We start from the raw sequence: 19,531 nt of genomic DNA, 5'->3' as shown, positions 1-19,531 counted from the left end.
TGTTGGACGTTGGACGTTGGACGTTGGACGTTGGACGTTGGACGTTGGACGTTGGAGCTTGAGCCTGAATCTTTTCGGCTTGGGCCTGAGACAGCGAGCAGGCCGAACGCCTCTGTTCGCTACCTCGCAGGAGCAGCTCCCTCTCCCCCGGCACGATGTTTCGGTGGAAATATGCAACAAACTGGGGGAGAGGGCTGGGGTGAGGGGCGACGTAGTGAACACACATTGGGCCTGTTATGGGCATGCCAAAAAATCTCCAAGCCTGACGAGCCTTCTGTCGCTGACAAGGCGTAAAGCTGTTGAAAGCTCAACGAGGAATCGCTTTTACATCCAGCCTCCAGCAGCTTTTGATCTCCGCCGCTTTCAAGCCCGAAACCCAACCTCTATGATCCAGCACATCGGCCCCGCCCAAATAGAGGAACGTAACCATGAGCCGCTATGAGATCGCTTTTTCCGGCCAGCTCGCACCGGGCGCGACGCTGGAACAGGTCGAGGCCAACCTTACCCGCTTGTTCCAAGCCGATGCCCAGCGCATCGCGCTGCTGTTTTCAGGTCGTCGGATAGTAATAAAGCAGGACCTGGACTACGCCAGCGTCGAGAAATATCGCGAAGCCATGGCCCGCGCCGGCGCGATCGCCGAAGTCCGAGCCCTGCCGGTAGAGGTCGAAGAAATCGAACTGGCTCCTGCGCCAGCGGAAGAGCCAACGATTTCGGCAGCCAGCCAAGCCGCCACGGCCGCACCGAAGCCGCTCAAGGTTGCACCTCGCGATGAGTACATGGCGGCGTTCGTCGACGTCGAGGCTCCGGATTTCGGGATCGCACCAGTGGGTGTCGATTTGCAGGATGCGCGGGCACCCGCTCAGCCGCCGTCGGTGGATCTGTCCCAGTTCAGCCTGGCTCCGGTGGGCAGCGACATGGGTGAGCGCCGCCGCGCCAGCGACACGCCGGTACCCGACACTTCGCATCTGAAACTGCAGGACTGAACCTATCGGGCGGCGCATCCGCCCGAACTCCTTCAGCCCCGACAGGCTCCAACGCTACAAGCCCACAAAGTGCCTGTATTCAATGGACCTTGTCGTCGCCCGCCCCGAAGGCCTCTACTGCCCGCCCGGGGATTTCTATATCGATCCCTGGCGTCCGGTCGACCGCTCCGTGATCACCCATGCCCACGGCGACCACGCTCGCTGGGGCATGAATCATTACCTGGCGTCCCGCGACAGCGAAGGCATCCTGCGCTCACGCATCGCCGCCGACATGCCGCTGCAGACTTTGGCCTACGGCGAATCCATCGATCATCACGGGGTAAAACTGAGCTTTCACCCCGCTGGCCACGTGCTTGGCTCGGCGCAGGTGCGCCTGGAATATCGCGGCGAAGTCTGGGTCGCCTCGGGAGATTACAAGGTCGAGCCCGATGGCACCTGCACACCCTTCGAGCCGGTGCGCTGCCATACCTTCATCACCGAATCGACTTTTGGTTTGCCCATTTACAGATGGCCATCGCAGACTGAGGTATTCCGCGAAATCAACGACTGGTGGCGGGCTAACGCCGCGGTCGGCCGTGCCAGCGTGTTGTTCTGTTATGCGTTCGGCAAGGCGCAGCGGATTCTTCATGGGCTCGATGAAAACATCGGCACGGTGGTGGTGCATGGCGCCGTCGAGCCGTTGAACCGGGTCTACCGTGAGGCCGGCGTATACCTTCCACCGACCGTTTATGCCGGCGATCTGAAAAAGGGCGATCCGCGCCTCAAGCAAGCCATCATCCTTGCCCCACCGTCGGCGGGCGGTAGCACCTGGATGCGCCGCTTCGGCGATTATGCCGACGCCTTCGCCAGCGGCTGGATGATGCTGCGCGGCACGCGGCGGCGGCGTGGCGTCGACCGTGGCTTCGTCCTTTCCGACCACGCCGATTGGCCCGGCCTGCTGTGGGCCATCGAACAGACCGGCGCCGAACGGGTGATGGTCACCCATGGCTCGGTGCCGGTGCTGGTGCGCTATCTGCGCGAAATGCGCGGCCTCGATGCCCAAGCCTTCGAAACCGAATATGGCGACGAAGACGATGCACCTGAACAGGAGGTTCAGTGAGCGTCCCTCTCTGCTCCGCCCTGCTCCCCTGTAAGAGTGAGCTTGCTCGCGAAGCCATCCCAATCGCCACCTTCCATGGCCGAGCCCGATGAAAGCCTTCGCCACGCTTTATAGCCGCCTCGATGCGACCACCTCCAGCAATGCCAAGCTTGCCGCCATGCGCGACTATTTTCGGGAAGCCGATCCGGCCGACGCCGCCTGGGCCGTATATTTCCTGGCGGGCGGTCGACCGCGACAGCTAGTACCGACCCGTGTGTTGCGCGAAACAGCCATGCAAACCTCAGGCTTACCGGAGTGGCTGTTCGAGGAAAGCTATCAAGCCGTGGGAGATATGGCCGAGACCATCTCGCTGCTGATTCCCGAATCCACCCACAGCTCCGACGACGGCCTCGCCGTATGGATGCAGGACAAATTGCTGCCACTGCGCGGACAGCCGCCCGAAGAGCTGGCAGCGCGCCTGCCCGAGTTATGGGCGCAACTGGACCGCTTGAGCCTGATGGTCTGCATCAAGTTGATCACCGGCGCCTTTCGTGTCGGCGTGTCGAAGCTATTGGTGACGCGCGCGCTGGCCTCGCTGGTGGACCTCGACCCCAAGCGCGTGGCACAGCGGCTCGTGGGCTATACCGACCTCTCGCACCGACCGAGTGCCGAAGGCTATCTCGCGTTGATCGCCGATGAATCGGATGACGAGCACGCACAGCGCGGCGGCCAGCCCTATCCGTTCTTTCTCGCCCACTCGCTGCAAGCACCAGTGGAGCAATTCGAAGAGCTGCTTGGATCGCCCGATAACTGGCATATCGAATGGAAGTGGGACGGCATTCGTGCGCAGTTGGTCAAGCGTGACGGGCAGATATGGATCTGGTCACGCGGCGAAGAATTGGTCAGCGATCGCTTCCCAGAACTCTGCGAACTGGCCGGATGCCTGCCGGACGGTACCGTCATCGACGGTGAAATCGTAGTCTGGAAGGCGCAACCGACGGAGCGGTCAACCGAACTGTTCGAAGCCTCGGCAACCCCGACGCCCGCCGAGCCTGCCCGCTTCGGCGTGCAGCCCTTTGCGCTGCTGCAACAGCGCATCGGCCGCAAGAATCTCACCGCTAAGGTGCTGGAAGATGCTCCAGTGGCCGTGCTCGCCTACGACTTGCTCGAATGGCAGGGCCTGGACTGGCGACAGCGGCCGCACCGGGAGCGACGAGCACAACTCGATACGGTCGTCGCACAATGCCCCAACCCGATCCTGATGGTCTCGCCCTTGATCGAAGGCAGCGACTGGGCTGATCTGGCCCGCCAGCGGGAAGCATCCCGTGCGCTAGGTGTGGAAGGGATGATGATCAAGGCTCGCGCCGCGCAGTACGGCGTCGGCCGAACCAAGGATGTCGGCACCTGGTGGAAATGGAAGGTCGATCCCTACTCGGTGGATGCGGTACTGATCTATGCCCAGCGAGGCCACGGCCGCCGCGCGAGTCTCTATACGGATTTCACCTTCGCCGTCTGGGACGGCGAACCGGGTGCACCGGAGCGTAAGCTGGTGCCGTTCGCGAAAGCCTATTCGGGCCTGACCGACGAGGAAATGCGCAAGGTCGACGCCATCGTGCGCAAGACCACGGTGGAGAAATTCGGACCGGTGCGCAGCGTGACGCCGACATTGGTATTTGAACTGGGCTTCGAAGGCATCGCCGCCAGCAGCCGACACAAAAGCGGCATCGCTGTACGCTTTCCACGCATGTTGCGCTGGCGCCACGACAAGCCGGTGGAGGAAGCCGACACTCTGGAGACGCTGAAGGAGCTGTTGGGATGACACGGTCGCCTGACCACCGCAATGCATCGAACCAGCCGCTCAACGGCTCCCCTCTCCCTCAGGAACAGGAGCCGGGGGTGAGAGAGACTTCAGGCGACTCGGTGCCCAACCAACCCTCACCCCAACCCTCTCCCGGAGGGAGAGGGAGCAAAAGCGAAGCAGACACGCGGAAATCCTCGAAACCGCCGCGCAAAAGCGAAGTAGCCGCGCACAGTGCATCGAAACCGCCGCGTAGCTGCTCCCCTCTCCCTCCGGGAGAGGGGCTGGGGGTGAGGGAGACTTCAGGCGACTCGGTGCCCAACCAGCCCTCACCCCAACCCCAACCCTCTCCCGGAGGGAGAGGGAGAGGGAGCAAAAGCGAAGCAGACACGCGGAAATCCTCGAAACCACCGCGCAAAAGCGAAGTAGCCCCGAGTGCATCGAAACCACCGCGCGACTGCTCCCCTCTCCCGCCGGGAGAGGGGCCGGGGGTGAGGGCGGCTTCAGGCGACTCGGTGCCCAACCAGCCCTCACCCCAACCCTCTCCCGGAGGGAGAGGGAGAGGGAGCAAAAGCGAAACAAACACGCGGAAATCCTCGAAACCGCCGCGCAAAAGCGAAGTAGCCGCGCACAGTGCATCGAAACCACCGCGTAACTGCTCCCCTCTTTCTCCGGAAGAGGAGCCGGGGATGAGGGCGGCTTCAGACGACTCGGTGCCCAATCAACCCTCACCCCAACCCTCTCCCGGAGGGAGAGGGAGCAAAAGCAAAGCAGACACGCGGAAATCCTCGAAACCGCTGCGCAAAAGCAAAGTAGCTGCGCACAGTGCATCGAAACCGCCGCGTAGCTGCTCCCCTCTCCCTCCGGGAGAGGGGCTGGGGGTGAGGGAAGTTGTGGGGAACTCGGGGATCGAACAACCCCCTTCTCAAACCGAAACCCGCGGTGCTACATGGTTCGCCAGTAAGTCTTGGCAACCCTTTCCGTTCCAGCAGGAAGTCTGGCAAGCCGTGCAGAACGGCGAATCCGGTCTGCTCCACGCCACCACGGGCTCGGGCAAGACCTACGCCGTCTGGCTCGGTGCGCTCAATCGTTTCGCAGCCATCGAAGCCGGATCGTCCACCAAGCCATCAGATAAACCCGCCCCGTTGACCGTCCTCTGGATCACCCCCATGCGTGCCCTGGCCGCGGATACGGCACGCGCACTCCAGGCGCCGCTGGACGAACTCGGCATCAACTGGAGCATCGGGCTGCGCACCGGCGACACCAGCGGCGCCGAACGTGCCCGCCAGGCCCGGCGGCTACCCAGTGCGCTGGTCACCACACCGGAAAGCCTCACCCTGCTGCTGACCCGCGCCGATGCCCGCCAGGCCTTTGCCGGGCTGCGCATGTTGGTGGTCGACGAATGGCACGAACTGCTCGGCAACAAACGCGGCGTGCAGCTGCAGCTGGCGTTGGCGCGGCTGCGTAGCTGGATGCCGGAACTGATCGTCTGGGGTCTATCCGCCACGCTCGGCAACCAACCGCACGCGCTGGAAGTGCTGCTATATGCCGGCACGGGCCGGTTGGTTCAAGGCAAAGTGAACAAAGAGCTGCGCGTCGATACCCTGCTGCCGCCCAGCATTGAGCGCTTTCCCTGGGCTGGGCATCTCGGCCTGCGCATGCTGCCGCAGGTCGTCGATGAAATCGAATCGGCGGCCACGTCGCTGGTATTCACCAACACCCGATCGCAGTCGGAGCTCTGGTATCAGGCGATTCTCAATGCTCGGCCGGACTGGGCCGGGTTGATTGCGCTGCACCACGGCTCATTAGCCCGCGAGGTGCGGGACTGGGTGGAACTGGGCCTCAAGCAAGGTGCGCTGAAGGCCGTGGTCTGTACTTCCAGCCTCGATCTGGGCGTGGATTTCCTGCCCGTCGAACGGGTGCTGCAGGTCGGTTCGCCGAAAGGTGTGGCACGGCTGATGCAGCGTGCCGGGCGCTCCGGTCATGCGCCGGGGCGGGTCTCGCGAGTCACGCTGGTGCCGACCCACAGCTTCGAAGTGGTGGAAGCCGCAGCCGCCCACGTTGCCGTCTCCGAACGGCGAATCGAAGCCCGTAGCGCTCCGCATCGATCGCTGGATGTGTTAGTGCAACATCTGGTCAGCATGGCGCTGGGCGGCGGTTTTCGGCCGGATGAGCTCTACGCCGAAGTGCGCAAGGCATGGTCTTACCGAGACTTGGATGCCGAGCAGTGGCTATGGGCGCTGGCCTTCGTCCGTCACGGCGGGCATTCGCTTACGGCCTATCCGGATTATCAACGGGTCGAACCAGACGAAACCGGCCTGTGGAAGGTCCCGAGCCGGCGTGTCGCAATGCGCCACCGAATGAGCATCGGCACCATCGTCAGCGATGCCAGTCTGACGGTGAAATTCTGGGCAAAGGGTGGCAGTGGCCGCTCACTGGGTTCGGTAGAGGAAGGCTTCATCGCGCGTCTGCGACCGGGTGACAATTTCCTCTTCGCCGGACGCCTGTTGGAATTGGTGCGAGTGGAAAACATGACTGCCTACGTCAGCCGCGCCACCGGCAAGAAAGCCGCTGTGCCGCGCTGGAACGGTGGGCGCATGCCGCTTTCCAGCGAGCTGGCCGATGCGGTGGTGGAACAACTCGGCGCCGCCTCGCGCGGGGAATTCGTCAGCGACGAGATGCGCCTGGTACAGCCGTTGCTGAAGGTGCAGCTGGACTGGTCGGCGCTACCCACTGAAACCACGCTGCTGGCAGAAGTAATGAAGTCCCGCGAAGGCTGGCATCTGTTTCTTTACCCCTTCGCCGGCCGCCACGTGCACTTGGGTCTCGCCAGCCTGCTTGCCTGGCGGATGGGCCAGCGCCAGCCGGTGACCTTCTCTATCGCGGTCAATGACTACGGGTTCGAGCTACTCTCGGCCACCGAAGTGGACTGGATGCACTGGCTGACACCCGCCTTGTTCAGCCGAGACAATCTGCTGCACGACGTGCTCGCCAGCCTTAACGCTGGCGAACTGGCACGCCGACGTTTTCGCGAAATCGCGCGCATAGCCGGGCTGGTGTTTTCCGGCTATCCCGGCGCGCAAAAAAGTGCCCGGCAGCTGCAGGCGTCCAGCGGGTTGTTCTTCGATGTGTTCCGCCAGTACGACCCGGACAACCTGCTGCTGACACAGGCAGAAGAGGAAGTGCTGCGCCAGGAACTGGAGGTCGAGCGGCTGGAACAGACGCTGACGCGGCTGCAACAACGGCGGTTGGATATTCATCAGGTAAAGCGCACGACGCCACTGGCGTTTCCGCTGATGGTTGAGCGCTTTCGCGAAAGCATGAGCTCGGAAAAGCTTGCCGATCGCATCCGCCGAATGGTCGCCGAACTGGACAAAGCGGCCGGCCCCGGCGGCTATCAGCCCGAGCGGGACGCAGCCATTGCGGTAGAACGGGAAGTCAATCCCGCGCGCAAACCGCGTAAGCGCAAGGACGGAACGCCGCGACCGAAGAAGGCGAGGCGCATCCGCTGAAAGAGGTGATATCAGGCAGTCGGGCTTCCCTGCGGTCCATGAGCAAAAGCTTTCGCCCCGGCGCGGGCCTCCTACAAGAGCAAAGCCAAAGCACACTTCGAAGCCATGTACGGGCCCGCTTCGGTGGGAGGCGCGCCCCGCGGCGAAAGCAAACGTTCTGCCGGCTCGAAACCAAAAGATTCGCCCCGAAGTGGGCTCGCACTCAATCTGCCATCAGGCGCGCGCTCAGTCGCGCATAGGAACCACCGTTAGCCCGCGATACACTTCCTTGCATGCCCCCTCACCTGCCCATCGAACTGGCACACACCGAGCTCTGGCTGCTCGCCGACAAGGCCATCTACTGGCCCGAACAGCAGGCGCTACTGATCGCCGATATCCACTTCGGCAAGGCCGCCGCCTATCGCCGTCTCGGCCAGCCGGTGCCGCACGGCACCACCCAAACCAATCTGCAACGACTGGATGCCTTACTGGCGCGCTACAGCTGCCGCCAACTAATCTTTCTTGGCGATTTCCTGCACGCACCGGAATCCCAGACACCTGCCATCCTGGCGCAACTGCACACATGGCGCGCAACGCACCCCCAGCTCGAAATCACGCTGATCCGCGGCAACCATGATCGCCGCGCGGGCGATCCACCGGCGACGCTCGACATGGCCGTAGTCCCCGAGCCACTGATACTCGGCCCGTTCGCCCTGCAGCACGAACCCGATCCGCACCCCACTCACCATGTGCTGGCCGGCCATCTGCACCCTGCTTTTCGCCTCAACGGACGAGGTCGTCAGAGCCTGCGCCTGCCCTGCTTCAGCATCGGCTCAGAGGTAAGCTTGCTGCCTGCGTTCGGCAGCTTTACTGGCATGATGGAAGTCGACGCCGACCCCAGCCGGCGTCTCTACGTGGTGGGAGATGACAGCGTGTGGCGGGTAGCGTGACCGGCGATCAGGCCTGCGAAATGCCGGTTACGGTGATGCCGAAGCGCTCGGCCAGGCGCGTGGCGGGCGTCTCTTCCACATCCGGGTCATGGTCATACTGGTTGTCTTGATCGGCATAATCCTGCTCGGCCTTGCGGGTGAGCAGCGCTACTGCCTCGTCAATATCCGGCTGATGATCGGATTCGGTCCTGAGGATGGAAGTGTTGCCGTCTTTGCTGTACGCGATGATCCAGGTCGTCATGATGCCCCCTCGTTCTTAGCGCCTTCGGCAAAATTCGCTCGCCGATATTGGCGTTGCTTTGTTTAGAGACTAGCCCGTCGCTTTCAGTTCTGCCGCTTATGCTTGATTGGATGACCCGCCGAACGGTCTGAACAGAGGTATGCAGCGTCGGTCATCGATAGAAGAGCAAGCAAGGAGACGAGGCCATGATCCAATCTCGCCCACGCCCTACCGAGATGACCGAAGAGCAATTGGTAGCGTTGCTGCGCCAGTATGCCGTTGCGCTGCCGGCAGTCGACGATCCGACCTTTGCCAATCATTTCGATCAATTCGCCGACGCACGGGTCGTGCTAATTGGCGAAGCCAGCCACGGCACTTCCGAGTTCTACCGCGCCCGTGCGGCCATCACCCGCCGGCTGATCGAGCACCACGGATTCACCATCATCGCCGCCGAAGCGGACTGGCCAGACGCTGCGAAGATCGACCGCTACGTACGCCAGCAACAGCCGCCGACGTGGGTCGAGGAAGGCTTCAAACGCTTCCCGACCTGGATGTGGCGCAACCAGGAAGTCGCGGACTTTGCACGCTGGTTGCGCAATCACAACGACGCCTTACCGACAGAGCGACGCGTCGAATTTCGCGGGCTCGACGTTTACAGCCTTGGCTCATCGATTCAGGAAGTGCTCGGCTACCTCGACCGCGTCGACCCACAGGCCGCCAGCGCCGCGCGTCGTCGCTACGGTTGCCTCAGCCCATGGCACGAGGAGCCGGCGGTTTATGGCCACAATGTAATGCTCGGCGAGCCTTCATGCGAGAGCGCGGTGGTCGACCAACTGCGCGCGCTGCTCGATCAACGCCTGAAGTATTTGGAAACAGATGGTGACAGTTTCTTCAATGCCGAGCGCAACGCCCGGGTCGTGCTTGCCGCCGAGCAGTATTACCGGGCCATGTATCAAGGCTCGACCGAATCCTGGAATTTGCGCGACCGGCATATGTTCGACACCCTGCGCGCCCTGCTGGAACACCGTGGCGACGATGCCAAAGCGGTGGTCTGGGCGCACAACTCGCACATCGGCAACGCCGCATCGACGTCCATGGGTTGGGGCGGCGAATTCAATATCGGCGAGCTATGCCGTACCGCCTTCGGTCGAAACGCAGTACTGATCGGCATGGCCACCGATCGCGGTGAGGTGGCGGCGGCGGATAACTGGGACGAGCCGATGCAGATCAAGCAGGTCCGCCCTTCGCGCCCGGACAGCTGGGAGCAAATGTTCCTGCGCGCAGGGCAACCAGCGTCGCTGACCAGCTGGCGCGACGATGACGAGCTGCGCAGCGCATTGGCCCGGCCGCGGCTGGAGCGCGCCATCGGCGTCATCTACCGTCCGGCCACTGAGCGTCAGAGTCATTATTTTCAGGCCATACTTTCTGAACAGTTCGACGCCCTGATATGGCTGGAGCAGACGACAGCGGTGACGCCCATCGGCCCGCAGCAGATCGACGACGACATCGTTCCGGATACCTATCCGTTCGGAGAGTGAGTCATGCGTGCGTTCATTCCTGAATCCAATCTGTTCCGCGACCGCGTCCATGCCGGCCAGGAATTGGCCGAGGCGCTGCAACACCTGGCCGATACGAAACCGCTGGTGCTCGCTCTGCCACGTGGCGGCGTGCCGGTTGCTTTCGAAGTAGCCAAGAGCCTGAACGCGCCATTGGATCTAGTACTGGTGCGCAAGATCGGCGCGCCGGGCAACGAGGAGCTGGCGCTGGGGGCGGTGATCGACGGCGCCGAGCCGAAGTGGGTGATCAATCAAGAGTTATTCAACCAGATCGCGCCGCCGCCGAACTGGTTCGACGAGGAAATGCAACGTCAGCTGGCCGAACTGGAGCGTCGCCGCCAGCGCTACTGTGGCGACCGGCCGGCGCCTTTGCTGAGTAATCGCTGCGTGATCGTGATCGACGATGGCATCGCCACCGGCGCAACCGTGAGAGCCGCGCTGAAGGGCCTGAAACAATCGAATCCGAGCAGAATCGTGCTCGCCGTACCCGTCGGGCCGAGGGACATTATCGAGATGCTGCGAACGGAGGTGGATGAACTGGTGTGCCTGGCGATGCCCGAGCCGTTCATCGGTGTCGGGTGTCATTACAGTAATTTCGACCAGACTCGCGACGAGCAAGTCATCGACCTGCTCGCGCGTGCTCAAACTTTCATAACGGACAAGCCGGATGAACCTTGAAATCAGGCCACCGGCGCGGGTGGCGGTTGATCCGGGATCGTCGGTTCGCCCGGCTCGCTGGGCAGGTCCGGCACGCCTGGTTCTTCTGGATCACCGGGCACACCGTTGGCCTGCCAGCTGAGCGTCTGGTTGTCATCCAAATAACCTGTTTCCATGTCGCTGTCCTCCGCTGCTGTACCGGAAAGTCCGGATAGGTCTACAGCAGTAGAGGCCGAGCGGCCGGCAGATATCCGTCCTTCCGTCGGGCGTTGAAGCGCAGATCAACGAAACATGTAGAAGCGAGCCTGCCCGCGAACCGCTCTAGAACGCTTCGCCAGCAAAGATTCGGCGTTCGCCTGGCGCCTTAAAACTACACCGTGGGTATCGGCAGGTTCGTTACCACATCAGATCGTCGGGAATCTGGTAAGCGGCGTAGGGGTCGTCCGCATCCGGGGCTTCGGTCTGGGTGTTGAGCTGCACGATGCGGCGCGGATCGCGCTCCTGAATCTTCAGTGCCGCCTCGCGCGGGATCACCTCGTATCCGCCACCATGACGCACGATGGCCAGCGAGCCGCTGGACAGCTTGTCGCGCATCAGCTTGTTCACCGACAGGCGCTTGACCTTTTTGTCGTCGACGAAGTTGTAGTAATCCTCGGTGGTCAGCTTGGGCAAGCGGCTGGTTTCGATCAGCTGCTTGATCTGCGCGGTACGCGCCTTCTGCTCGGCCTTTTCCTGCTGCTGACGGTTCAGTTCCTGGTCGCGGGCCTGCTTCTCGGCCTGGGCCTTTAGCGCCGCTTCGCGCTGAGAGTCATCCTTTTCTGCCTGGCCTTTCTTCACCAGGCGTTGCTGTTTCTGCTGTTGCTTGCCGGCCTGCTTGGCCTGCTTCTCATTGACCAGTCCGGCTTTGAGCAGCTGGTCGCGAAGGGAAAGACTCATGTGTCGGCTCGTCTCGTCGTGGATTCAAAATTAGACGTAGGGTGAATCAGGCTTTGTCGATTCACCCAGCGGGATTGTGGTGGATGAAAATGGCGACATCCACCTCTACGAATAGCCTTAGCTGTTAACCGCAGGAAGGCGACCGTTCGGCTTTCTTCGCCTCGCCCCAGAGCCTGTCGAGCTCCTCCAAGTCGCAATTCTCGATGGGTCGGCCGCTGTCCCGCAAGGCTTGTTCTATAAAGCGGAAGCGCCGCTCGAATTTGCGATTGGCTGCGCGCAGTGCGTTCTCCGGGTCGACTTTCAAATGCCGCGCCAGATTCACCGTGACGAACAGCAGGTCGCCAATCTCTTCGGCGATGGCCTCAGGGTCGTTCTCGCTCATGGCTTCGAGCACTTCGTCCAACTCTTCGCGCACCTTGTCCACCACCGGCAACGCATCCGGCCAATCGAAGCCGACCTGGGCGGTGCGCTTCTGCAGCTTGGCAGCACGGCTCAGCGCCGGCAGCGCGCTGGGTACATCGTCGAGCAGGGACAGCTGCTCCGGCGCATCGGCCTTCTCGGCGCGCTCCTCGGCCTTGATCTCTTCCCAACGCTGTTTGATTGCCGCCTCGTCGAGGCGCGGCAATTCGGGCGAACCGTAAAGGTCGCCATCGGGGAAGACATGCGGGTGGCGGCGCAACAACTTGCGGGTGATCCCGTCGACCACCGCATCGAACTCGAAACGCCCTTCTTCTTTCGCCAACTGGCTGTAATAGACGACCTGAAACAACAGATCGCCCAGCTCACCGGGCAGATGATCGAAATCCCCGCGCTCGATCGCATCGGCCACTTCATAAGCCTCTTCGAGCGTATGCGGGACGATGCTGGCGTAATCCTGCTGCAAGTCCCACGGGCAGCCATGCTGCGGATCACGCAGCCGGGCCATCAGATGCAGCAGGTCGTTGAGTTGGTACATAGGATTCCTCGGGCCGAGCGGCAATCGTAGCGGCGTTTCGGTGGATGTAAAAAGCGACATCCACCCTACGGAGTCAAGCCGATTGTAGGGTGGATCGGGGCGCGTAGCTGACACTTCACCCATCCACCGTGACGCGGCCGGCAACACCGCCGGAAAGCGCCTCACGACGCTCTCTGGCGCTTCGCCTCGATAATATTGGGCAGTTGCGAAACCCGGCCGAGTAGCCGTCCCAGTGCATCCAACCCTGGAATTTCAATGGTCAGGGACATCAGTGCCGTGCTGTCTTCCTTGTTCGAGCGGGTGTTGACGGCGAGTACGTTGATCCGCTCGTTGAGCAGAATCTGCGAAACGTCGCGCAGCAGGCCAGAACGGTCATAGGCACGGATGACGATATCCACGGGATAGGTTTTCTCCGGGATCGGGCCCCAGCTGACCTGGATGATCCGCTCCGGCTCGCGCCCGGCCAGTTGCAACACCGAGGCGCAATCCTGACGGTGAATACTGACGCCACGGCCTACGGTGATATAGCCGACGATGGGGTCGCCCGGCAGCGGCTGGCAGCAGCCGGCCATCTGCGTCAGGAGGTTGCCGACGCCCTGAATCTGCACGTCGCCGCGCTTGCCCGGCTTGGTGCTGGTCGGGCGGCGCGGGATCAGTTCGAGCTGATCGGAATGGCTGTCAGGCTCCACCAATTGCTGAGCATGGTTGACCAGAGGGGCCAAACGCAGATCGCCGGCACCGAGCGCGGCGAACATGTCTTCGGCAGTCCTCAGGTTGGCTTTTTCAGCCAGTTTGTCGAAATCCACCGGTGGCAGATCGAGACGTCCCAATTCACGTTCCAGCATTGCCTTGCCGGCCGCGACATTCTGGTCGCGGGCCTGCAGCTTGAACCAATGGACAATTTTTGCCCGCGAGCGTGAGGTGGTGATGTAGCCCAGGTTGGAGTTCAGCCAATCGCGGCTCGGCGAGCCGTGCTTGCTGGTGATGATCTCGACCTGCTCACCGGTCTGCAGGCTGTAGTTGAGCGGCACGATGCGCCCATTGATTTTGGCGCCGCGGCAGTTGTGGCCGATTTCGGTATGCACGCGGTAGGCGAAGTCCAGCGGCGTCGCGCCTTTGGGCAGGTCGATCGCATGACCGTCAGGCGTGAATACATAGACGCGGTCGGGTTCGATATCCACCCGCAATTGATCGGCCAGACCACCGATATCGCCCAGCTCCTCGTGCCATTCCAGCACCTGACGCAGCCAGGCGATCTTCTCTTCGTAATGGTTGGAGCTGGAATTGACGTCCGTGCCCTTGTAGCGCCAGTGGGCGCAGACGCCCAGCTCAGCCTCTTCGTGCATGGCCTGGGTACGAATCTGTACTTCCAGCACCTTGCCCTCCGGACCGAGCACGGCAGTATGCAGCGAGCGGTAGCCGTTCTCCTTGGGGTTGGCGATGTAGTCGTCGAACTCCTTGGGAATATGCCGCCAAAGCGTATGCACGATGCCCAGCGCGGTGTAGCAATCGCGCACTTCCGGCACCAGGACGCGTACGGCGCGAACGTCGTAGATCTGGCTGAACTGCAGGCCCTTCTTCTGCATCTTCCGCCAGATCGAATAGATGTGTTTGGCGCGGCCGTCGATCTCGGGCTGGATGCCGGTGGCGGTCAGTTCATCCCTGAGTTGCTGAACCACGGTATTGATGTACTGCTCGCGGTCCAACCGCCGTTCATGCAACAGCTGGGCGATCTGCTTGTACTGTTCGGGCTCGAGATAGCGGAAGGACAGATCTTCCAATTCCCACTTGATATGGCCGATGCCCAGACGGTGCGCCAGAGGTGCGTAAATATCGAAGACTTCGCGGGCGACGCGGTGGCGCTTGTCATCGTCGGCATTTTTCACCGCGCGGATGGCGCAGGTTCGCTCAGCCAGTTTGATCAGCGCGACGCGCACGTCATCGACCATGGCTACGAGCATCTTGCGCAGGTTTTCCACCTGGGTCTGAGTGCCCAGTACCAGCGACTCGCGCGGGTTGAGACTGGCGCTGATGGCGGCCATGCGCAGTACGCCTTCGATCAGCTTGGCGACTACCGGGCCGAACTGTTGATGAACCTCTGCCAGCTGAATTTTGCCCTCGCGCACACCACGGTACATGACCGCCGCGACCAGGCTGTCCTGGTCGAGTTTGAGATCGGCGAGGATTTCGGCGATCTCAAGCCCGGCCTGGTAACTCGAGGTGCCTTCGCTCCACAGGTTCTGTGCGGCGTTGGCCTGCTGCTCAGCCGCGCGGGCGAACTCGCAGGCCTGTTTGAGTGCGTCGCGGTCGAGTGCCGGGTCCATCCCCAGCACATGATCGAGCCAGCCATCGAGGTTGATGCTGCCGTCGGTATTGATCGGCTGAAGCGCTCTGACCTGGACCATCTATCTACCTTCCCTCTACGCATCATCTGCGTCGAATACGCCGACTTTCTGGGAGTCGGTCGGTTGAACCACAGGCCTAATGCCTGTCGAAAATTTCCAGCGCTACGCCGGCCGCTCGAAGAGCGCCATGGCCTCCACGTGCGCCGTTTGTGGAAACATGTCCAGCACACCGGCCCGCTTCAACTCGTAGCCCTGGCGTACCAACTCCGCGGCATCTCGTGCCAGCGTCGCAGGATTGCATGAAACATAAACCACGCGCCGTGCTCCTAAAGTCGTCATCTGTCTGACCAGTTCCAACGCGCCGTCACGCGGCGGATCCAGCAGCACCGCGGCAAAACCGCCTTTGGCCCACTGCGCTTCGATAAGCGGCTTCGACAGGTCCGCCTGATAAAAGTGCGCATTCCCCAGACCGTTGTGCGCCGCATTGGTGCGCGCGCGTTCGACCATCTCTGCGACGCCTTCGACTGCAATCACCTCAGCCCCGGTACGGGCCAGCGGTAGCGCGAAGTTTCCCAGCCCGCAGAACAGATCCAGCACCCGCTCATTGGGCATCGGCGCCAACCATTCCAGTGTCTGCGCGATCATCGCCTCGTTAACCGGTGCGTTGACCTGTACGAAATCCCCCGGCCGCCAGGCCAGTTCAAGTTTCCAAGCCGGTAGGCGGTAACCCAGCGTATACGCCGGCTCCAGCGGTTGCGGCTGACCTTCGCCCTGCAGCCAGAGCTGTGCGCCCTGCGCCAGTGCGAACGCCTTGAAGCGCTGCAAATCAGCGTCAGCCAGCGCCGCGGTATGGCGCACCAGCACAGCCTCGGCGGTGCCGCTGAACAGTTCCACGTGACCGATCGCCTGCGGTTTTTCCAAGGCTTGCAACACGCTCAGCAATGCCGGCAGCAGCGTTTGCAAGGGCTGTACCAGCACATGGCATTCATGGATCGAAACGATGTCCTGGCTGGCACCAGCGCGGAAACCGACATCCAGCCGCCGGGCCTTGTGGTCCCAGCGCACCGCCAGCCGGGCACGGCGACGATAGCCGAACTCGGGCCCGCTCAGCGGTGCCGCCCAGGCTTGCGGCTCGATACCGGCCAGCCGCGACAGCTGCTCGGCGAGGCTGCGCTGTTTCAGTTCCAGTTGGTCTGCGGCGGGCAGATGCTGCAGATTACAGCCGCCACAGACGCGGGCATGCGGACAGGGCTCCGCGCGGCGTGGAGCACTGGCGGCCAGTACGCGTTCGCTACGCGCTTCGACGATCTGGCTGCGCGCGCCCAGCACCCGCGCCTCGACGTCCTCACCGGGCAAAGCGCCCTCGACGAACCAGGTCCGGCCGTCGAGAAAGGCGATACCGCGACCGTCATTGGCCAAGCGCTCGATCTTCAGGCGTTGCTTCTTGCCCGTCGGGATCTGCGGTTTCTTCTCGCCACCACTGGGCTGAAAGCGCAAGCCGCCGCTGCGTTTGGCCATTAGCGGATTCCGCTCTGAGTGCGCTTTGTCGGGTCAGTTGGGCTGGTCATAGACGCCTGTCGACAGGTAACGGTCGCCACGGTCGCAGATGATCGCGACGATTACCGAATTTTCGACTTCTTGGGACAGGCGCAACGCCCCCGCCACCGCACCACCGGAGGACACGCCACAGAAGATGCCCTCTTCGCGGGCCAGTCGACGCATCACGTCCTCGGCTTCGGCCTGGGCCATGTCGACGATGCGGTCGACACGCTCGGCCTGATAGATCTTCGGCAGGTACTCTTCCGGCCACCGGCGAATGCCCGGAATCGACGCGCCTTCCATGGGTTGCAATCCGATGATCTGGATCGCCGGGTTCTGTTCCTTGAGGTAGCGCGACACGCCCATGATGGTGCCGGTGGTGCCCATGGAGCTGACGAAATGAGTGATGCTGCCACCCGTCTGCTGCCATAGCTCAGGACCGGTGCTGGTGTAATGCGCTTCGGGGTTGTCGCCGTTGGCGAACTGATCGAGCACCTTGCCGCGACCTTCGGTGGCCATCTTCACGGCCAGGTCACGGGCGCCTTCCATGCCCTCGTCCTTGCTCACCAGAATCAGCTCGGCGCCATAGGCCGTCATCGCCGCTTTACGCTCGGCACTGGAGTTATCCGGCATGATCAGAATGAATTTGTAGCCCATGATCGCCGCCGCCATGGCCAGGGCGATGCCGGTGTTGCCGGACGTGGCTTCGATTAGCGTATCGCCGGGCTTGATATCGCCGCGCGCTTCGGCACGCGCGATCATCGACAGGGCCGGGCGATCCTTGACCGAGCCAGCCGGGTTGTTGCCTTCGAGTTTGACCAGAATGGTGTTGGTGGTTTCGCCAGGCAGACGCTGCAAGCGAACCAGCGGTGTGTTGCCGACGCAATCGGCAATGGTCGGGTACTGAATTGTCATGGCGTCGATGAACCGAGCGGCATTGGAAAGGCGCACATGATACCGGCAACGACCGCAGACGGGCAGACCGCTTGCCCCTTCCTCGATTCCTGAACGGCACGAGCCGAGTCGGGACAAACTCCCTAAATTAGGAACACAGCGAACCACAGAGCACGTCAGCCGCACAGCAATTTCCGCTGCTGACCGATAAGGCTTGGCAGATGTTTGTCTGTCGTCTAGGTCTATAAAGAGTTACACCTTCTTCGAGCCTCCCTTACTAAGGAACACACCATGCCCGCCGGACGCGCCGCACTGGTTTCAACGCTTTTACTTCTCAGCCTTACCGCTTGTACCCATCCGGATGGTCCACCCAGCGAAACTCCGCCAGCGCCGGAAGCCTCCAGCGGCTACACCGCCAAGCCCGGCTGGGCCGTCGAACGCTTCGCCGTAGCCGCGGCCAATCCACTGGCAACCGAAGCGGGTTACGAGATTCTCAAGGCCGGCGGCAGCGCGATGGATGCCGCCGTGGCCGTGCAGATGGTATTGAGCCTGGTCGAGCCGCAGTCCAGCGGACTCGGCGGTGGCGCCTTTCTGCTGTATTGGGACGGCGAAAATGTCGCTGCGTTGGATGGCCGCGAGACGGCGCCGGCCGCTGCCGATGAAAATTTGTTTCTCAACGCCGACGGCACGCCCATGGACTTCCTTCAGGCCGTGGTTGGCGGCCGCTCGGTTGGTGTTCCTGGCACGGTAAAAATGCTTGAACAGGCACACCAGCAGTACGGCAAGCTGCCTTGGAGAAAGCTGTTGCAGCCCGCCATTCGGCTAGCCGAGGGCGGATTCGCCATCAGCCCACGCCTGCACGGCCTGCTCCAAAGCGACCCGGCGCTACGTGAAAATCCGCCCGCGGCCGCCTTCTACTATCAACCGGATGGTTCGCCCTGGCCTGTCGGTTATCGCCTGCGCAATCCCGCCCTCGCCGCGCTGCTACGCAACATTGCGCAGGACGGCAGCGATGCCTTCTACCGCGGCAGCAATGCTCAGGCGCTGGTCAAACAGGTAAACAGCCATCCGAGCAATGCTGGGAAGATCACGCTAAGCGATCTGGAGGTTTACAAGCCGCGTCAGCGTGACGCCCTCTGCAACCTCTGGCAGAAGCAGTACCAAGTCTGCGGTTTTCCACCGCCCTCTTCCGGGCACATCACCCAGATGCAGATCCTCGGGATACTGGAGCAATTGTCGCCATTGCCGGCGCTGGATCAGGGTGTGCCATCAGTCGACTTCCTGCACCGCTATACCGAAGCGGCGCGTCTGGCCTACGCCGACCGTGCAAAGTACTTGGCTGATCCAGATTTCGTCCCCGTACCGGGGCGGACCTGGAACAGCATGCTCGCGCCGGATTACCTCAAGCAGCGCGCCGAGCTGATCGGGCCGCGCAGCATGGGCACTGCCGAGCCCGGCGAACCTGGCGCCATGCCTATCGCTTTTGCATCGCAAGCTGCGCAGCCGGAATACGGCACCAGCCATATCAGCATCGTCGATGCCGAAGGCAACGCCCTGGCGATGACCACCACCATCGAACAGGCCTTCGGCTCGCGCCTGCTCAATGACGGCGGCACCGGGCTGCCCGGTGGCTACATGCTGAATAACGAACTCACCGACTTTGCCTTCGTACCACGCGATGCCCAAGGCCGGCCGGTGGCCAACCGCGTCGAGCCGAACAAGCGTCCGCGCTCGAGCATGAGCCCGACGCTGGTGTTCGATGCCGCGGGTGAAAAGTTGCTGGCGAGTGTCGGCTCGCCCGGCGGCGCGGCGATCATTCACTTCACCGCGAAGACTTTGCTGGGTATGTACGGCTGGGGATTGGATGCGCAGCGGGCGATCGACTTGCCCAACTTCGGCAGCTTCAATGGCCCAACGGTGCTGGAAGCCGGCCGCTTCCCGGCCAGCACCGTGCAGGCGCTGAAAGCGCGAGGTCATGAGGTCAACGAGACGGAGATGACCAGCGGACTACAGGCCATCCAGCGTACCGACACCGGCTGGTTCGGCGGCGCCGATCCGCGTCGTGAAGGTGTCGTGATGGGCGAGTGAGCGCTGATCTTCGGGCAGGCCTGCGGCCCGCATTCGCCGCG

The 19,531-nt window shown here is 62.5% G+C and carries 15 protein-coding genes; 8 read left to right on the top strand and 7 right to left on the bottom strand.

The window, feature by feature from the left end:
- The first annotated feature begins 428 nt into the window (after window positions 1-428).
- From AC2LD7_RS19005 to pdeM, 5 genes are all read left to right on the top strand, one after another.
- On the top strand, window positions 429-983 hold the full coding sequence (locus tag AC2LD7_RS19005; RefSeq protein ID WP_484599248.1) for a hypothetical protein: 555 nt from the start codon (window positions 429-431) through the stop codon (window positions 981-983).
- A gap of 82 nt (window positions 984-1,065) precedes the next feature.
- Window positions 1,066-2,082, top strand: a complete 1,017-nt coding sequence (locus AC2LD7_RS19000) for a ligase-associated DNA damage response exonuclease (RefSeq protein WP_484599247.1) — start codon at window positions 1,066-1,068, stop codon at window positions 2,080-2,082.
- 88 nt (window positions 2,083-2,170) lie between these two features.
- On the top strand, window positions 2,171-3,880 hold the full coding sequence (locus AC2LD7_RS18995; protein ID WP_484599246.1) for an ATP-dependent DNA ligase: 1,710 nt from the start codon (window positions 2,171-2,173) through the stop codon (window positions 3,878-3,880).
- Between the two features lie 887 nt (window positions 3,881-4,767).
- Window positions 4,768-7,371: a ligase-associated DNA damage response DEXH box helicase gene (locus AC2LD7_RS18990; protein WP_484599250.1), complete on the top strand. Its 2,604-nt coding sequence runs from the start codon at window positions 4,768-4,770 to the stop codon at window positions 7,369-7,371.
- 272 nt (window positions 7,372-7,643) lie between these two features.
- Window positions 7,644-8,300 (top strand): ligase-associated DNA damage response endonuclease PdeM, encoded by a 657-nt coding sequence (pdeM, locus tag AC2LD7_RS18985; RefSeq protein WP_484599245.1) that lies wholly within the window; start codon window positions 7,644-7,646, stop codon window positions 8,298-8,300.
- Window positions 8,301-8,307: 7 nt separating this feature from the next.
- On the opposite strand, the gene AC2LD7_RS18980 is transcribed toward pdeM, so the two are convergent.
- Entirely contained in the window at window positions 8,308-8,541 is a 234-nt protein-coding gene (locus AC2LD7_RS18980; protein ID WP_484599244.1) for a hypothetical protein, read from the bottom strand.
- Window positions 8,542-8,726: 185 nt separating this feature from the next.
- On the opposite strand from AC2LD7_RS18980, the gene AC2LD7_RS18975 reads away from it, so the two are divergent.
- Window positions 8,727-10,058 carry an erythromycin esterase family protein gene (locus tag AC2LD7_RS18975; protein WP_484599243.1) on the top strand — a complete coding sequence of 444 codons (1,332 nt, stop codon included), beginning with the start codon at window positions 8,727-8,729 and terminating at the stop codon, window positions 10,056-10,058.
- Window positions 10,059-10,061: 3 nt separating this feature from the next.
- Window positions 10,062-10,754 carry a phosphoribosyltransferase gene (locus AC2LD7_RS18970; protein ID WP_484599242.1) on the top strand — a complete coding sequence of 231 codons (693 nt, stop codon included), beginning with the start codon at window positions 10,062-10,064 and terminating at the stop codon, window positions 10,752-10,754.
- 2 nt (window positions 10,755-10,756) lie between these two features.
- Here AC2LD7_RS18970 and AC2LD7_RS18965 read toward each other — a convergent pair whose 3' ends face one another.
- The 6 genes from AC2LD7_RS18965 to cysM form a co-directional block, all read right to left on the bottom strand.
- The gene (locus tag AC2LD7_RS18965) at window positions 10,757-10,909 is read right to left on the bottom strand and encodes a hypothetical protein (protein WP_255980545.1); all 153 of its coding nucleotides are present in this window, start codon (window positions 10,907-10,909) and stop codon (window positions 10,757-10,759) included.
- A 220-nt stretch (window positions 10,910-11,129) separates the two neighbouring features.
- A complete protein-coding gene (locus AC2LD7_RS18960) occupies window positions 11,130-11,669 on the bottom strand; it encodes a DUF2058 domain-containing protein (RefSeq protein WP_484599241.1) in 540 nt (179 codons plus the stop codon).
- 124 nt (window positions 11,670-11,793) lie between these two features.
- Window positions 11,794-12,624 carry a nucleoside triphosphate pyrophosphohydrolase gene (gene mazG, locus AC2LD7_RS18955; RefSeq protein WP_484599240.1) on the bottom strand — a complete coding sequence of 277 codons (831 nt, stop codon included), beginning with the start codon at window positions 12,622-12,624 and terminating at the stop codon, window positions 11,794-11,796.
- 161 nt (window positions 12,625-12,785) lie between these two features.
- Window positions 12,786-15,029: a GTP diphosphokinase gene (relA, locus tag AC2LD7_RS18950; RefSeq protein ID WP_484599239.1), complete on the bottom strand. Its 2,244-nt coding sequence runs from the start codon at window positions 15,027-15,029 to the stop codon at window positions 12,786-12,788.
- 102 nt (window positions 15,030-15,131) lie between these two features.
- Window positions 15,132-16,487 carry a 23S rRNA (uracil(1939)-C(5))-methyltransferase RlmD gene (gene rlmD, locus AC2LD7_RS18945; RefSeq protein WP_484599238.1) on the bottom strand — a complete coding sequence of 452 codons (1,356 nt, stop codon included), beginning with the start codon at window positions 16,485-16,487 and terminating at the stop codon, window positions 15,132-15,134.
- Window positions 16,488-16,520: 33 nt separating this feature from the next.
- Window positions 16,521-17,423, bottom strand: coding sequence for a cysteine synthase CysM (cysM, locus tag AC2LD7_RS18940; protein ID WP_484599237.1), 903 nt, complete (start codon window positions 17,421-17,423; stop codon window positions 16,521-16,523).
- A gap of 270 nt (window positions 17,424-17,693) precedes the next feature.
- Between cysM and ggt the strand changes: the two genes are divergently transcribed.
- A complete protein-coding gene (ggt, locus tag AC2LD7_RS18935; RefSeq protein WP_484599236.1) occupies window positions 17,694-19,490 on the top strand; it encodes a gamma-glutamyltransferase in 1,797 nt (598 codons plus the stop codon).
- Window positions 19,491-19,531: the final 41 nt, after the last annotated feature.

This window comes from Stutzerimonas sp. (assembly GCF_982611455.1).
This window is presented reverse-complemented; position numbering and strand designations above follow the sequence as displayed.

Excerpts from the sequence above, each read along its gene's own strand:
- AC2LD7_RS19005 (WP_484599248.1), top strand. The coding sequence starts at position 429 with ATGAGCCGCTATGAGATCGCTTTTTCCGGCCAGCTCGCACCGGGCGCG.
- relA (WP_484599239.1), bottom strand. The coding sequence starts at position 15,029 with ATGGTCCAGGTCAGAGCGCTTCAGCCGATCAATACCGACGGCAGCATC.
- rlmD (WP_484599238.1), bottom strand. The coding sequence starts at position 16,487 with ATGGCCAAACGCAGCGGCGGCTTGCGCTTTCAGCCCAGTGGTGGCGAG.
- AC2LD7_RS19000 (WP_484599247.1), top strand. The coding sequence starts at position 1,066 with ATGGACCTTGTCGTCGCCCGCCCCGAAGGCCTCTACTGCCCGCCCGGG.
- AC2LD7_RS18970 (WP_484599242.1), top strand. The coding sequence starts at position 10,062 with ATGCGTGCGTTCATTCCTGAATCCAATCTGTTCCGCGACCGCGTCCAT.
- AC2LD7_RS18995 (WP_484599246.1), top strand. The coding sequence starts at position 2,171 with ATGAAAGCCTTCGCCACGCTTTATAGCCGCCTCGATGCGACCACCTCC.
- ggt (WP_484599236.1), top strand. The coding sequence starts at position 17,694 with ATGCCCGCCGGACGCGCCGCACTGGTTTCAACGCTTTTACTTCTCAGC.
- AC2LD7_RS18965 (WP_255980545.1), bottom strand. The coding sequence starts at position 10,909 with ATGGAAACAGGTTATTTGGATGACAACCAGACGCTCAGCTGGCAGGCC.
- pdeM (WP_484599245.1), top strand. The coding sequence starts at position 7,644 with ATGCCCCCTCACCTGCCCATCGAACTGGCACACACCGAGCTCTGGCTG.
- AC2LD7_RS18975 (WP_484599243.1), top strand. The coding sequence starts at position 8,727 with ATGATCCAATCTCGCCCACGCCCTACCGAGATGACCGAAGAGCAATTG.
- AC2LD7_RS18960 (WP_484599241.1), bottom strand. The coding sequence starts at position 11,669 with ATGAGTCTTTCCCTTCGCGACCAGCTGCTCAAAGCCGGACTGGTCAAT.
- cysM (WP_484599237.1), bottom strand. The coding sequence starts at position 17,423 with ATGACAATTCAGTACCCGACCATTGCCGATTGCGTCGGCAACACACCG.
- mazG (WP_484599240.1), bottom strand. The coding sequence starts at position 12,624 with ATGTACCAACTCAACGACCTGCTGCATCTGATGGCCCGGCTGCGTGAT.
- AC2LD7_RS18980 (WP_484599244.1), bottom strand. The coding sequence starts at position 8,541 with ATGACGACCTGGATCATCGCGTACAGCAAAGACGGCAACACTTCCATC.